This window comes from Nocardia sp. NPDC004860 (genome assembly GCF_040609015.1).
Lineage (GTDB): Bacteria > Actinomycetota > Actinomycetes > Mycobacteriales > Mycobacteriaceae > Nocardia.
The window spans coordinates 73086-87318 of record NZ_JBEXJI010000037.1; the positions used below are offsets into that span (position 1 = coordinate 73086).

19 protein-coding genes are annotated in these 14233 nt (G+C 62.2%); 14 read left to right on the forward strand and 5 right to left on the reverse strand.

Features of this window, described 5'->3' with window-relative positions:
* The first annotated feature begins 46 nt into the window (after positions 1–46).
* The 11 genes from ABZV44_RS40345 (at position 47) to ABZV44_RS40395 (ending at position 9038) form a co-directional block, all read left to right on the forward strand.
* A complete protein-coding gene (locus ABZV44_RS40345) occupies positions 47–2236 on the forward strand; it encodes a hypothetical protein (protein ID WP_354848915.1) in 2190 nt (729 codons plus the stop codon).
* An 18-nt stretch (positions 2237–2254) separates the two neighbouring features.
* A complete protein-coding gene (locus ABZV44_RS40350) occupies positions 2255–2926 on the forward strand; it encodes a DUF2744 domain-containing protein (RefSeq protein WP_354848918.1) in 672 nt (223 codons plus the stop codon).
* A 3-nt stretch (positions 2927–2929) separates the two neighbouring features.
* Positions 2930–4462: a peptidoglycan DD-metalloendopeptidase family protein gene (locus tag ABZV44_RS40355; RefSeq protein WP_354848921.1), complete on the forward strand. Its 1533-nt coding sequence runs from the start codon at positions 2930–2932 to the stop codon at positions 4460–4462.
* A gap of 36 nt (positions 4463–4498) precedes the next feature.
* Positions 4499–4840 (forward strand): hypothetical protein, encoded by a 342-nt coding sequence (locus ABZV44_RS40360; protein WP_354848924.1) that lies wholly within the window; start codon positions 4499–4501, stop codon positions 4838–4840.
* 6 nt (positions 4841–4846) lie between these two features.
* Positions 4847–5170 carry a hypothetical protein gene (locus ABZV44_RS40365; protein WP_354848927.1) on the forward strand — a complete coding sequence of 108 codons (324 nt, stop codon included), beginning with the start codon at positions 4847–4849 and terminating at the stop codon, positions 5168–5170.
* Positions 5171–5189: 19 nt separating this feature from the next.
* Complete coding sequence (locus ABZV44_RS40370) at positions 5190–5825, forward strand: hypothetical protein (RefSeq protein WP_354848930.1); 636 nt, start codon at positions 5190–5192, stop codon at positions 5823–5825.
* Positions 5826–5837: 12 nt separating this feature from the next.
* Positions 5838–6167, forward strand: coding sequence for a hypothetical protein (locus tag ABZV44_RS40375; protein WP_354848933.1), 330 nt, complete (start codon positions 5838–5840; stop codon positions 6165–6167).
* Positions 6164–7405 (forward strand): hypothetical protein, encoded by a 1242-nt coding sequence (locus ABZV44_RS40380; protein WP_354848936.1) that lies wholly within the window; start codon positions 6164–6166, stop codon positions 7403–7405. The genes ABZV44_RS40375 and ABZV44_RS40380 overlap by 4 nt, the downstream gene beginning before the upstream one ends.
* A 52-nt stretch (positions 7406–7457) precedes the next feature.
* Complete coding sequence (locus tag ABZV44_RS40385; protein WP_354848939.1) at positions 7458–7772, forward strand: hypothetical protein; 315 nt, start codon at positions 7458–7460, stop codon at positions 7770–7772.
* A 2-nt stretch (positions 7773–7774) separates the two neighbouring features.
* On the forward strand, positions 7775–8128 hold the full coding sequence (locus ABZV44_RS40390) for a hypothetical protein (protein ID WP_354848941.1): 354 nt from the start codon (positions 7775–7777) through the stop codon (positions 8126–8128).
* Between the two features lie 514 nt (positions 8129–8642).
* Positions 8643–9038 (forward strand): hypothetical protein, encoded by a 396-nt coding sequence (locus ABZV44_RS40395; protein WP_354848944.1) that lies wholly within the window; start codon positions 8643–8645, stop codon positions 9036–9038.
* 69 nt (positions 9039–9107) lie between these two features.
* Here the strand turns inward: ABZV44_RS40395 and ABZV44_RS40400 are convergent, their stop codons facing one another.
* A complete protein-coding gene (locus ABZV44_RS40400; RefSeq protein WP_354848968.1) occupies positions 9108–9464 on the reverse strand; it encodes a DUF2510 domain-containing protein in 357 nt (118 codons plus the stop codon).
* 183 nt (positions 9465–9647) lie between these two features.
* On the reverse strand, positions 9648–9962 hold the full coding sequence (locus tag ABZV44_RS40405; protein ID WP_354848947.1) for a hypothetical protein: 315 nt from the start codon (positions 9960–9962) through the stop codon (positions 9648–9650).
* Between the two features lie 212 nt (positions 9963–10174).
* Here ABZV44_RS40405 and ABZV44_RS40410 point away from each other — a divergent pair, with 212 nt between their 5' ends.
* On the forward strand, positions 10175–11014 hold the full coding sequence (locus ABZV44_RS40410; protein WP_354848950.1) for a DUF5753 domain-containing protein: 840 nt from the start codon (positions 10175–10177) through the stop codon (positions 11012–11014).
* A gap of 202 nt (positions 11015–11216) precedes the next feature.
* Here the strand turns inward: ABZV44_RS40410 and ABZV44_RS40415 are convergent, their stop codons facing one another.
* Positions 11217–11606 (reverse strand): hypothetical protein, encoded by a 390-nt coding sequence (locus ABZV44_RS40415; protein WP_354848953.1) that lies wholly within the window; start codon positions 11604–11606, stop codon positions 11217–11219.
* A 447-nt stretch (positions 11607–12053) separates the two neighbouring features.
* Between ABZV44_RS40415 and ABZV44_RS40420 the strand changes: the two genes are divergently transcribed.
* Positions 12054–12815 carry an XRE family transcriptional regulator gene (locus ABZV44_RS40420; protein WP_354848955.1) on the forward strand — a complete coding sequence of 254 codons (762 nt, stop codon included), beginning with the start codon at positions 12054–12056 and terminating at the stop codon, positions 12813–12815.
* Positions 12799–13272 (forward strand): NUDIX domain-containing protein, encoded by a 474-nt coding sequence (locus ABZV44_RS40425; RefSeq protein ID WP_354848957.1) that lies wholly within the window; start codon positions 12799–12801, stop codon positions 13270–13272. The genes ABZV44_RS40420 and ABZV44_RS40425 overlap by 17 nt, the downstream gene beginning before the upstream one ends.
* Before the next feature lie 4 nt (positions 13273–13276).
* Here the strand turns inward: ABZV44_RS40425 and ABZV44_RS40430 are convergent, their stop codons facing one another.
* A complete protein-coding gene (locus ABZV44_RS40430) occupies positions 13277–13600 on the reverse strand; it encodes a hypothetical protein (protein ID WP_354848959.1) in 324 nt (107 codons plus the stop codon).
* Entirely contained in the window at positions 13597–13929 is a 333-nt protein-coding gene (locus ABZV44_RS40435; protein WP_354848962.1) for a hypothetical protein, read from the reverse strand. Before ABZV44_RS40435 ends, ABZV44_RS40430 begins: the two co-directional genes overlap by 4 nt.
* Positions 13930–14233 lie beyond the last annotated feature (304 nt).

A 14233-nucleotide genomic window follows, 5' to 3' on the forward strand; every position in this document is an offset into this window, starting at 1 on the left:
CTGATTTCGGGGATCCCATTCAGCTTAGGTGCGGTGTCAAACCGGAATGACCGATATATCAACGCTGTCCCTCGAAGAACAGTGCAACATGATCTGGGCTGCCACCACAGCCCGCGAAGAAGCCGAAGCCCGCTCACGCCTCGAACCACCGAAAGTCCGCATCTGGACCGGTGACTGGGATTTGGCTGGCGTGCTCAACACCGAGTACACAGCCGAGTTCACATGGATCGACAACGACGCGGGCACCGGTCTCACCGAGATCCCTCTCTGGGACCCGATCGCCAAGTGGATTTGGCAGGTCAAGGACCGTGTGGACGCTGGCGAGCGTCGCAACGTCTTCATCACTGTAGACAAGGACGGCGCCCGCTGGTCCGGTGTTCTCTTTGATCACACGATTGAAAAAAGAGAAGACGGCACACGGGTTTTGGTCGTGCGCTGGATGCACGACTTCTTCTTCCTGTCGCACTATCTCGTCTGGTGTAACCCGTTCCTCCCGGATTTCGTGCAGTTCCCGCGCACATTTTTCCTGGCTGGCCCGTCGATTTGGACGCTCAAGACCGCGCTGTTCCTGAATATCATGCGCGAGCAGACGAGCTTGTGGGAGCTTCCCGACGACCCAATGAACCAGGGAAGTTCAGCGCCGGGCATGGGTAACTGGTCGGTGGTCGTTAAGCCGACTGAGTTCCTCGATGACATGAATGCGGGAACGCTTTGGTCCGTACCGAATTCGCGGTTCAAGTACTGGACAGAGATGTCGAAGGACATCCTCGCGGATGCCGAGCTCTCCGTCATCTGCCGCCGGTTTTTAACTGATGACGACGAGCAGCCGATCGCCGGTCAAACGCTTCGCAACGGGTGCCTCGTCATCGACATCGTCGACAAGTCCGGCTACTACAGCGACACGTCTAACGGCGGCGACCCGTTCCTCGGTTTAAAACGCACCGTCGCGAAATTCACCGACGATTTCCTCGACGACTTCCAAGACGCCATCGTCGACCCAGCTGTGCCTGGTTCCTATGGCGTTCCGGGGCAGAAGCTCACCGACAAGACGTGCCCATACGTCGTGTACATGGAGGGCGAAGAGACCGGCATCGAATCGTCGAAGTTCACGTACACGCCCTCGACAGCGATTCAGATTGTCACGGGCGGCCATTCGATGCCGTTCGTAAACGAGTTGATAAGTGCCTGCGTGTCTGGAGACACCATTGTCGACGGTCCCGATGGTGCTCTGCGGATCGATGCGCTCGCTGCTCACGGTGAACCGTTCCGCGTATGGTCGCTGACCCCATCAGGCGATTGTGTTCCAGCAACGGCGACACGCGCTTTCCTCAAAGGGCGGGCCGAGCTTTTCGAATATGTCCTAGAGAGTGGACGATCGATCAAAGCGACGCACAAACACCGGTTTCTGTCGCCATCCGGATGGATACGGGGCGTCGATGTTCAGGTCGGATCTGCGGTCGCAGCGGCCAACCACTCGACCTATTCGAGAGCTGAAGTCCAGTTGCCGACATCGGATCTGGACGACTCCAGCTATCGCGCAGTGCCGGAATCGATCTACGCAACCTACGAGGTTGTGGTGGAGATCCGACCACTCGGCGTCGACGACTACTACGACATGTCCGTACCAGGGTGGCAGAACTACTCCGCCAACGGCTTCTGGAACCACAACACGATCCAGACCGCAGGCGATCTGATCGCCATGATGATCGGTGTTCCGCCGGTTGGTGGCGCCACTGATGCCGTGCTTCAGCCATTTTACTGGGACACCATCGCCGCCTGGAATCATGCGAAATCCCAAGCGCGAGCGACCCATTCGGGTTGGGCGCGGCTGTACGAGTACATCGCATCGTCTGGCGACCGGGCGTACACACTCGAAGCACTTCTCTCGATCCGCAAGGGCCTCCACGACACTCGTTCATGGTTCTCCCACGAGGTCATGATCCGTGACGGTGCCCCGTGGTATATCGGCGATCAGGGCAAGGGCCACTTCTTCATTGGCGACCGAATCGGTGCGCAAGTCCTCGGCGACTTCGCGGCAACGCAAGGTTTCGACGACTTCACGATCTACGTCGACCAGGTCACTGAGCTCACGCTCGCGTGGGATCGCGACAGCTTCGCCGAGTGGAAATGCACGATCGGCGAGAAGGAAAAGAACAAAGACCGAGGCGCACGCACCCTCAGCTTGATCAGCGACCTCTACAGCACGGTCCGCACGCTCGGCGTGACCGGCAAATAGCCCAGGAGCACAACCACTTTGAGTGACGAACCAGTCGAGGTCGATACCTCACCGTGGCTGCCTGAGGGCGGCTTCCCGACCTTCGAGAACTGCAATCCGAACTGCCCAGAGGAAGCGTTCCTTCCGACGTTCGCTGGTCTTCCGGGGATGAAGGGGGCACCGCTGCCGTTCCCGGTCGAGTACCTGAAGATGGTCTCGCGACGCCAGTGGGACTGCGGTTCTCGGCCGATGGGATCCGTGATTCCGCCGAAGCGGATCATCAAGTACCAGCGTCCCCAGACCTCGAACCCGCACTGGCTCACCAGCCCTGGCGTGTGGGTCGACATCAATGAGCCGGAGCGCAACCAGCTCGACATTAAGGAATTCGTCCAGTCGCTGCCACAGGACGCGAAGCGGCAGTTGGCCGAAGCACTCGGCTTCGACCCTCAGACCGCGGTACCTGAGGACGACCAGCTGGCCGATCGCTGGGAGGCCCCAGCACCAGAGCGTCGCTATGGCCGGCCGTCGCGGGACGGTGCAAGCGTCTCCAACGAGCCGCTGCCCTTCGACCCGATCCACAAGACCGTCACTGAGGTCTTGGCGTACCTGCGTGACGTGGACGAGGACGAACGCGGGCGCGTGCTGGACATCGAACGCTTCCTCGGCAGCGCGCGCCGCGGCATCTTGAAGCGCTACGAGCCGCAGGGGTAGCCGATGAGCTTCGAGTACCTTCCGCTCAAGTCCGGAACCTACACAGTGTCTTCGCCTTTCGGCCCGCGTGATGGTGGCTTCCACTACGGCATGGACTTCGCCGCGAAGATGCGCACCCCGTTCTATGCCCCGCTTTCCGGGACGATCGTCGAGGGCGCCGAGCGCACCGACGTCGAAGGTTTCGGCCGATGGGTGTGGCTCGACGCCCAAGCCGCGGCCGGCGTGGACCTGATCTTCGGCCACGGCGACCCCGCGGTGCGCGGAGGCGACCGCGTTCGCGCGGGGCAGCTGCTCGGCTACGTCAACACCTACGGGCAGAGCACCGGCCCGCACCTCCATCTTGAGGTTTGGACCCCGCCAGGTCGCGTCGGCGGCCGAGCGGTCGATCCGGCACCGTACTTCGCCGGCGCCGTCGATCCCACTTCTTCTCAATCTCCCTCTAGGAGTCCATCCATGGCGTCGAAGCCTGATTACGTCGAACTGGACCGGATGGGCAACTCGTGCTCGAACCGGTGGGGTTCGCGTGTCCGCAACATCCTCTGGCACACCGAGGAAGGCAACAGCTCGGCCGAGAGCCTGGCTGCCTACCTGAACAACACTGGCAACGAGGTCTCCTACCACTACACCATCCGCGACGGTGTCGTCGTGGACGTGGTGGACACCGACTACGCCAGCTGGAGTGTGCTGGACGCGAATCCGTACACGATCAACATGTGTTTCGCGGGCTCGCGGTCGTCGTGGTCACGTGATCAGTGGCTGGCCCGCGAAGCTGACATCCGGATCGCCGCCTGGTTGAGTGTGCAGGACGCCCGCAAGTACAACACCTCGACGGACATGATCCCGCCGCCCTACACGCGCCGCGATGGCATCTCCGACCACAAGTACGTCACCCAATGCCTGGGTATCGGCACGCACACTGATCTTGGCTACGCGTTCCCGTGGGATGTTGCAGCCAAGCACGTCGCGGAGTTCGTGAGCGGGGCAACGCCAGCTCCTGTCGCCCCGGCGGTGAACATGATCGATCAAGAGGCGGCACGTGCCGCGGCGTGGATCGGGAAGCGCCAGACCGAAGGCGAACTGCCCACTTCAGACGGTGAAGGCCGTTACGCAGAGTTCGACAACGGCTACGTGTACTGGCATCCGCGCGTAGGCGCGCACGCGTTGCCGCTCAACGTGTTCCAAAAGTGGGCCGAACTCGGCTGGGAGGCTGGTTCTCTCGGCTACCCGGTCGGCGACCACACCGTCCTCAAGGCCGCGGACGGCTCTGCGGTGGGCGACGTGCAGGGCTTCGAGAACGGCGCGATCTACCGCCGTTACGGGCAGCCAGGCGCGTGGGTGCACGGCGAGATCCGTAACCGCTGGAACCGCTCCGGCTTCGAGACCGGGCCCTTCGGTTGGCCGACCTCCGATGAGGTCCCGTTCGACACCGGCTCCTATCAGGAGTTCGAGCATGGCCGCATCTACTGGACCCCCAAGCAGACCCTCGGCCTGCTGACTTCAGGCGAGACGGACACTCCCGTCGCGGACGCCGCCTGACTCTTGCACCTCCTCAACGCATTGCGAGGTATCATCATGTCTTTCGACACCCTGCGCGACATCTCCGCAGACATCCGGGGCCGCATCTACGCGGTCCTGGCTCCTCTTCAGGTGTTGCTGGTCGCCTTCGGCCTGCTCTCCGATTCGAACGCGTCCCTGTGGGCCTCCGTGGTCACCGCCCTGCTGGGCTTCACCATGGCCGGCGCCAATTCGACCGCGACGTGGCGTAGCTGGCTGTACGGCATCATCGGTGCCGCGCAGCCGGTCCTGATCGCCTACGGGGTCGCGACTGGTTCGCAGGTTGCCGCGGTCGTGGCTGTCGTCTCGGCTGTGCTGGGTCTGGGTGTGGCTGCTGCCAAGACCCCGAGCATCGGCTAACCCCGCGTGTGGGAAGCCGTCTTCGGGGCGGGCGGCGGCATTCTTGGGCTTGTCCTCGGCTTTATCGCGCCGAGGTCACGCTCTCTGGATTCACAGAGAGCCGACTTCGCGGTTGTCCTCGCGCCGTTGAGCGAAGAGCTCAAAGACTTGCGGTCACGCGTGAAAACCCTTGAGACACAGCATGTCGACGACGTCGCCCAGCACTACAAGGACCAGCGGCGCATCGATGTCCTCGTCGACTACGTCAAAGACCTGCTCGCCTTCATTCGCGAGCACGTGCCAGCGCCGCCGCCTCCACCCATCCCGCCCGAAATCTCAAACGACATCTGAACAATGGGGGTGATCGCTCGTGACTGCCCCCAATCAGCCGGATCCCAATGGCTCGATCAATGTAGGCGGCTTTAGGGCGCTCCAGACTGCGACGACAGACGACGCCAAAACCGCGATGAAATCCGGTGCACTGGGCGCCTTCGGTGGCGCGCAGGACAAGGTCGGCACCGAGATCCGGGCGCCGATTCAAACGGCGCAAGGTGCGGCGGACGCAGCTGTCACGACGTCCCAGGCGGCGGCCAATGACGCTGCGAACGCCTCTGAGAAGGCCGACATCGCCTATGACACAGCGAGTTTCTGGAGCATCGAGTTCATCGTCGCTAGCGCCGAAGTGCTCCTCGGTGTGAATGAGCTTCTGCTGGGACCGATTCTCAATGTCCCGGATGGACGGACCGCGCTGCTCACCGACATCCACGTGGGCCTGCTGAATCAACCCAATGGGTTCACGGTGGAAACACGGAAGTGGAACGCAGCGGGCACCAGCTACACCACCATCCACACCGGCGTGCTGGGTGCCAACGTCACCCGCCGCGACTTCGGCACCCTGTCCGTCTCCGTGCTGGACAAAGAACGGTTCTGGCCGTACGTCACCTCGATCACCGGGACGACCCCGCCGACTGTCCTGCAAATCTGCGTCGCTGGCGTATTCATCTGAGAGGCAAGTGGATTGAAGGCTTTCGAGTGCATCGACCGTGGCGGGACCTATCACGCAACGTTCGCGGTCCTACCGAACCGGGTTGAACTGTGGACCGCCGCGTTTGGTGTGGAATCGCTTGAGGCACTGTTCGATATGACGCCGGACGATGCGGCGATCCCTGTCATCGACGCTGCGGTCGCCAGATTCAACTCTGAACCCGAGACTCTCCGCCCCCGGGTCGCCCCCGACGATCCAATCGGGCTGTTCGGCAACCGTCAGGCACTGCTGAAGATTCGGGCCTGGCTGGCTCAGAATGGCGGCACCATCACCGGCGTCGTGGATGACGAGGTGCTTGCGTGAGCTTCCTTCTGCGCCGCACTGCGCGGGCGTGGGCAGGCTGGCGCGACCTCGACGCCCTTCATTCGCGGCCGGACGAGAATCCGGTGCAGCCACCTTGGCGGCAAACGAATAACAGCCGCACCGTTTGGCTTGAGAACAACGTCCTGAAGATCAACGACGGCCTCTCAACGCCGATGCAGCTCGGCGGTGTCTCCTACTGGCAGATGCCGTTCACCCAAAACTGGGGCTGCGAGATGGATCTCAACATCGACGGCAACATCATCCAGGAACAGTTCTGGGCCGCGTGCATCTCGCCGTCCTGGACGAGCGTGGCGTTCACGGATCTCAAAGAACTGCCGATGATCGCGATCTATCGGGGAGTTTTCTCATCAACCGCCTCGATCCGCATCTTGGTCTATCACGACCTCAACTTCCACGACACGCTCGCCTCCACACAGGAGTACTCGGGCCTGATGAACCGATCGACGTACCGGCTCACGATCCTGGTGGACCGGGACCGCCTCGTCCGGGTTTACGTCAGCGGTACGTTTGTTTTCCAGTACTGGCTATCCACTGCGCTGAAGGCCGGTCCCGGCAGGCGCGCCCTGAATTTTTTGAATCAAACCTCGGCCTGGTCCGAGCAGTCGAACTTCGTGCTGTTCGACCAGCAAAGCGATTTCCAAAGCGTCGCACCGTGGTCCAGTGTCTTCTACGACGACTTCAACCGTGCGAACGGCGCGGTCAGCAACGGGTGGACGCAGCAGGGCACCAACGCAGGCATCGTCGGCAACTCTTGGTCGGTTACCGGAACTGCGGACACCAACGTCGGCTTGATCCGCGACACGGGCATGACGTCCGGGATTCAACGTGTCGAAGGCGTCATCGGCGGCAACCTCCCACCGAGCAGCGGAGCGGACGCGAGCCTGATCCTGCGCGCGAAATCGGATGGCTCCGAGGGACTCTCGGCGAACTTTTACGCGGGCCACATCTACCTGTCGCGATTCACCGGCGGTCTCACGAATCCGACCTACACAGACTACATGGACACCGCCGAGGTGACCGTCCCGAACGGCGCGACCGTGGCGTTCTCCTGCACGAATCAGGCGGCGTGGATCGAAGTGAACGGCCAGATCGTCCTCATGGCCGACGTGAACAACAAGGTCACCACCTCGAATTCCTGGGGCGGCCTTCGGGTTTCGCAGAAAAGCGGAAACAACTCCGCGTCCTGGAATGACGTGCGCCTACTGACGCGCACCTAACCCGCGAAATCGCCCGCCGCGCACCAATTCTCATTCGCTCAAGGCGGCGCCTATGACTATCGGTCACGAACCCCTGATCGACACCCTTGTGCTGGTCCCCGGCCAAGACTTCCTTCACGACATCTACCCGCCCGACGGTGCGAGTATCCCCACGGGCACGACTGTCGACCTCATCTTCTACGCCACCGGCAGCCGGGCCGTACTCGCTACCTGGTCTGCGTCGGTGTCTTCATCCGCGGCCAGTTGGACGGTCTCCTCGACGGTCGCCGACACCATCCCTCTCCCAGCCGATTTCCGCATCTACTTCCGCTACAACGACGGCGCGGACTTCTGCTGGTACCGCGGGCAAGTCGCCCGACAGGAGTAACCATGTCCATTGCTATTGCGACGACTCGCCAGGTACTGGCTGATGCCTACAAGACCCTGTCTGGCGCGTCCACGGTGTGGGTGTCTTTGCACACTTCGGACCCGACCACGGTGGGCAACAACGAAGCGAGCGGCGGCGGCTATGCACGCGTGCAGGGCACCTGGACGTCCGGTACTGGCGGTTCGCTCACGATGGCGGAGCTGACGTTCACCGCCCCGACCGGAAGCTACACCCATGTTGGCCTGTGGTCGGCGAGTACGAGCGGCACCTTCTATGACAAGTGCGCGCTGTCGCCAAACATCACTCTGAGTTCGGCCGGCACGATCAAGGTGACACCGAGCTTCGCGCAGAGCTGATCCAATGACTGAGCTGCCACGCCGCCCAGGCTGGCGCGCGTCATTCCCAGCCCGCGGCTCCACATCACCCGTTCTGCCTACTCGGTCGAGATCCGTTCTCCGCCACGACATGCTGTACGTGCCGCCCCCACTTGCGCAGTTCACTGGGGCTGGCACGCTGTCCGCTGTCGCGGTTCCTCAAGCTGTGGCGATATTCACTGGCTCTGGCTTGCTGTCGGCTCTGGGCGCTGGCGCTGCGACTGCGACGTTCTCCAGCGACGGCACTTTGATCGTGCCGACAAACAAGGGCTCCGCACCGTTTACAGGAGCGGGGAGTCTCTCCGCGACCGCCGTCGCTGTTGCAACAGCGCCATTCACGGGTGCAGGAACACTTTCGGCACAGGGTGTCGCCCGTGCGACAGCATCGTTCTCGGGCGCCGGCACGCTCGTCGCGACTGGAACACCATCGGCGACAGCGCCATTCACAGGCGCTGGAACCCTGTCAGCGACCGCGACGACGTTCAAGCCATCCGGCATGAACAAGAACACCGACTATCTGATCACTGCGACTTCGTTTCCCGCGCAAGTGCCCAGCTGGACGGCGGATACCTCGGGCTATTCAGGCTCGACGACATCGGGCAATGGCCTCGTAGCGCAGGGATCGAAGACAGGTGCACTGCTCGCCGTGCGGCTCTCGGTCACCAACGTCAACTTCGGGTCGTTCACAATCACAGTGCGGCTACTGCTCGATGGCGTCGTCAAGGTGACTGGGACGCCCCAGACCATCGGCTCCACCGCCACGGCGAATGTCGATCTGTCTGTAAACGCTGATGTCACTTCCGGGCAGGTGCTGACGGTCGAAGCCATCGCGAGCGCTGCGAGCAACCTCCGGATCAACACCGGCATAGGCAGCTACGTCCGAATCACCTGACCCCCTCTCCTCTCGAAAAGAAATCTGCCCCGACCTTCAAAGGTCGGGGCAGATTTCGTCGTATGTGGGTCAGCTCGTGGGTGGTTGGACAATGTCCGTCCACTCGGTACCGTTGTGCCAGCGGACCGCGCCGGCGCCGTCTGTGTACCAACCAGCCGGCGGCAGGTTTTGTGGTGGAGGAGCGAGAACCACAGGTGGCGGACGCTTGTCGCCAACCCTGATCAGTGCTCGGATGACCAGGAACAAGATGAGAACTGGGACTGCGACGATGAGCACGACGATTGGAGGAATGTCGTCGGGTCCACTCGCCAGTCCAAAGACCGTGAGCACCGCGAGGCCCACAAGGAACAGCCAGATTGGGAAGGGCTTCTTTGCTGGCTGCGCACCGGGGTGGGGCAGGGGAGCGGCGCCCGGGAACTGTTGCATCGGATACGGCCGAGTTGGTTCCTGGGGGCCGAGCGGCGGTTGTGGCGGGTAGGTCACGGATCCCCCTGGCTAGGAAGCGTTTTCAGCCGTTCATCGGGTGCGCGGTTGTTTGCTGTTACTTTGCAAGCGCTTGGGGGATCGTAGCTTGCCGGCTGACCGCTGTCGCTGACATCGCGTGCCATTTCAGTTGGCGGACGGATCGTTCTGGGCATTGCTGGCTGGGATTACGTCGCGCGCCAACGTCTCGGCGACTTCCTGCGGGGGCAATCCTGCGGCAGTGAGCTGTTCGTGTGGCCAGAGCGTCGGCGTTTGGAGCAACGCGAGAATCACGTGCTCGACACCCATCATCGTCTGTCCGGCCTCGTGTGCGGCCACCGCGGCGGCCTTCAGCAGGACTTGCAAGTCCGCAGAGGGGACCAGGATTTCTTCCGTTGGCTGGCGAAGTAAGCGGGCCTCGCTGCGATGGCTGCTGTTAGGGCTCGGTGGGTCGTCGCTCATTGGTGTGTCTCGTTCCGCGAGTTGTGTTTCTAGAAACTTATAATGTGTGTAGTCTGACTAGGGCAAATTGAGCCAACCTCGAATCATAGAGAATCAGGGGTGGAGATGGGCTCACTTTCAATGCGTCGTCGTGTCGTCGTGTTCACGATCAATCGTGCGACGGCCATTAACCTCATGCTCAAGCGGATATCTGGCTTGAGGAGGTTGTGGGCGTGGTCGACGAGGCGCGGCGCGAGTTTGGTGCTCGTCTGCGCTCCCTGCGGAGGCGCGCAGGCATGACTGGTGCGGCAGTGGCAGAGCGTGCTGGTTGGCCGAAGTCCAAGGTGTCGAAGTTGGAGACCGGACAGCAGTTGCCGACCGACGAAGACCTGACCCTGTGGTGCCAGGCCACCGATGCCCGCCGGATCGAACCCGAACTGCGCGCCGACCTTCGCAATCTGGAAAGCCTTGTCGCCGCGGCGAAACAACGCTCTGGTGATCTGCTGTACCAGCACGAGCAACGGTATGAGCGGGAGCGGCGCGCGGAGTCTGTCTTCGAGTTCGAGCTGGTGACGGTTCCGGCGATGCTGCAAACAGAGGAGTATGCGGCGCGGCTCATGGATTCCGATGCCGAGCTGCTGGGGGGAGCCGATGTAGAGGGCGCGTTGGAGGTGCGTCGTCGCCGCGCGAAACTGATCGACGGCCGGCGCGACATTCGGATTCTGTTGGGCGAACAGGCACTGTGGTCCGCAATCGGTTCCGCGGAAGTGATGCTCGCTCAACTGGATCACCTTCGGGCCTTGGTCGAATCAGACACTGTGTCGATCGGCGTGGTGCCGCGCACCGCGGCGTGGATGAGGCGCGTAACTAACTTCGCGCTGATCGATGATTCCGTTGCAATCGCCGAGACACTGACGTCGGATCTGGTTGCGACCACTTCGGCGGACGTTGATGTCTTCCGGCGAGCGTGGGGTGTGCTTGAAAGTCGCGCGGCAACAGGCAGAGCTGCAGCTGAGCTGATCGATCTCGCCGCGCAGGAATGGATGGAAAGACCCCCGGGCAAGTGGGACTGATGGATGAATTTGCGGTCGCATCCTGATCCACATCCGGGGGCCTTGATTGCCAGGAGACCCTCTACCGCTTGTTGATCCAGCCGCTCAGGTCTTCGTTGTGGCCGTCAGAGTTTGCTTCCTCGTTCCAGTTGTCGTGGCTGCTGCCGTTCGGGCCGGGTTCGAGAATCTGCACTTCATCACCCCCTTTCGATTCATTTGTGGGTCACTGTCCCAGCGGTGAGACCCCTTGCGGAGGGACCATGTCGTGGACCACAACTTGCTCCAGGTCGTACCCGTCGTCGCCTTTGAAGGCGACGGTGTACCGCTTGCGTGTATCCACGCAGATCACATCGGCCATCTTCACCAGCGCGCAAAGTTCGCTGTGGTCGAAATGGTCGATCGTCGGCACGATCAGATCGTCCGCGTCTTCGCCGTAGGTGAGGTTGAACAGATGGTTGACCAGACGGTCACCCCAGCGAGCCGAATCGGCAAGGACCACAAGCGCAACGCACGTGTCGCACTCCTCGGCGATAGCGTGAATGGCCGCCTCATCGTTCTGCCAGTTCGCGCCGGAGACGTCTCGGCGCAGGAACCCGATGGCCTGCCTTCTCATGGCTGCACCCCAAGGAACTCTCGGTACCGGGGTTGGTGGATCGCGACTCGACCGCGGTCTGTCGGCCGCCACCTGGTCGGTCCATGCGGGGCGCTCACGACGAGACCGGAGCGTGACAGCCGCAGCAAGGCGCGGTGGATCGTCGTCTCGGTCAGTTTCGTTGCGGGGCAGAGCTGTCGGACTGTGAGCGTTTCTAGTGAACCTAGGGCGGACAGTGCCCCAAGCACTTTCGCTTCTGATTCGGTCAAGGCCATCGTCGTCCCTCGCCGTCGTTCGTCGTCTGTGTCGTCGTCGGTGGCGACTCGGGGCGGGGACGACGATCACCGGCCCCGAGCGCCTACGACGACGTTAGGAAGAACTTCGGGACGCCAGAACTGTGTCTAGGACACATCCGGAGACGTTCAAAACGTCCCATGCGTCCTCGAAATGCCCGTAGGGTTCCAAGTTATGACTCGACGGCTGGAGTCCGCGATGCTCAGGGCTGGAATCGACTCGGCCGCGCTGGCTGCTGCGGTCAAGGTGGACGTGAAAACCGTGAACAGGTGGCTTGCCGGGCGGGTACCCCATCGGAGAACCAGGCTGCAGGTAGCCGAAGCACTCGGGGAGACTGAAGAGTCGTTGTGGCCTGCCTCCCGGCCGGACACCAAGCCTGGGGCGCCAGCTACGGCAGAGGTGCTCGGAGCCTACGCACACCGTGCTGAGATACCTAACGATCTGTGGGTGTCGCTGGTGCACAAGGCAACCGAACGGATAGACATCATCGGGTACGCGTACCCGTTCGTGTTCGAGTTGTTGCCGAAAGCGTCCGAACTCATTGCAGCCAAAGCGAAATCGGGGTGCGTGGTGCGGCTAGGGTTCGCTGATCCTGACTGTCCTCACGTCCTGGAGCGGGACACGCTGGAGCAGATGGGCGGAACTCTTCCCGGCCGGATACGCAACGCGTTGTCCATGCTCGGGCCTCTCGTTGACACCCCAGGGTGTTCGGTGGGGCTTCACGCCACACACTTGTACAACTCTGTGTTCCGGTTCGACTCCGAGATGATTGTTACCCCCTACCTGTTCCGGGCCAGGGGCTACCAGCACACTGCGCTCTATCTGCGGAAGTTGTCTCCGCACGGCATATTCGAGTCGTTCGCGGATCAGTTTGAGCAGATATGGGGTAGTACAACCCCGTACAGGACAGAGGTAAACCATGGGCTCACGGCGTGACTACTACAAGGACCCGAACGCACCTAAGCCCAACTCGCTGAAGCCGGGGGGCTCGGCGCTGGTGGTGGATGACTCCGGCCGCGTGCTGATGCAGCGTCGGGGCGACTCCGGGAACTGGTCATTGCCGGGCGGAATCATGGAGGTTGGGGAGACTCTTGAAGATTGCGTGGTCCGCGAGACCTATGAAGAAACTGGACTGGACATCGAGATCACGGGTTTGCTCGGTATCTACACCGATCCAGAGCATGTGATCGAGTACTCGGACGGTGAGGTCCGCCAAGAGTTCGCGATTGTGTATTACGGCCGGCGGGTCGGTGGCGAGATCCAGGTATCCCATGAATCCACAGAGGTTCGATTCCTCACGCTGGAAGAGCTGGAGGGCTTGCCGGTTCATCCGACTGTGCGCCTGAGACTTCAACACCATAGGGAGGGTGCAAGTCTCCCGTGGCTGGGCTGACCGGTCAGTAGCGGTCATCGGCAAACGTCGGCCTGAAGTGCGGGTCGTAGCCGTAGTCGTCGTCTTCCTCGTCGTATAGCCGCACCATCGCGTCGTCGATGTCTGGAGCGGGCCGGTAGAGACCTGCCGCGGTTTCGATCACGCCCTGGATGTCCGGGAGTTGAAGCAGTTTCAGGGCTTGGTTGATCTCGGCGACTGTAGGGCTCGGCTCGATGCCATGCCGGACCGCTGGCCACAGATCGGAGGCGGCGAAGTCGCTGTCGTGGCCTTCGTCGGTGAGGGCGGTGAGGGTCAGGGCTGCGATGGTGACGATGCGTTCGTCGTTCATGTCGCCTTGTCCGTCTCTCTCGGCTGAATCGCGCGTTGGGAACACCACTGCTGGATCTCTATCGAACCGCGCCCGTTGCTGGTCTTGACGGTCAGGGATACGAGCGCGATCCAGTCTCCGTCGCGGCTGCGTGCCCATGCGTGGAGGAGCCCCGGGACGCGTCCGGTGAGTTCGAGGCCGCCGGCTCGGACGCGGAGGGGGAGTTCGTTGGCGCCGAACTTGGCGCCATCGGTGGGGATGGCGGCGCCGAGGTCGACGGTCACTGGGGTAGGTGGGTGGACCTCGCGCCTCAGTGATGGCGTCAGTTCATCCGGCCAGTGTTCGAACATGCGTGCGATGATAGCGCCTTGCGGGCCGGTCCTGTCGAATTGCTGGGCAGTTGCCGTATTGGGGTCTGGACCGTGTCCGCATCGAGGCGTAAGTGCAGTAAATGATCTTGTTCTGCGCCTTGGCGACCGGGACATCGCGGGGCGGGAAGTGTCAGATCCTGTGCCACATTTTTGCGGGACATCGCGGGGCACGCTGTGACAGACTGGGGCACGTCCGAGGAACGTGCCCCTCACCAGGGGGTTGGGTAAAAGCACCCCTGACGACCGCCTATACTCCCTGAAATGCGGATGTTCCTGGATATCC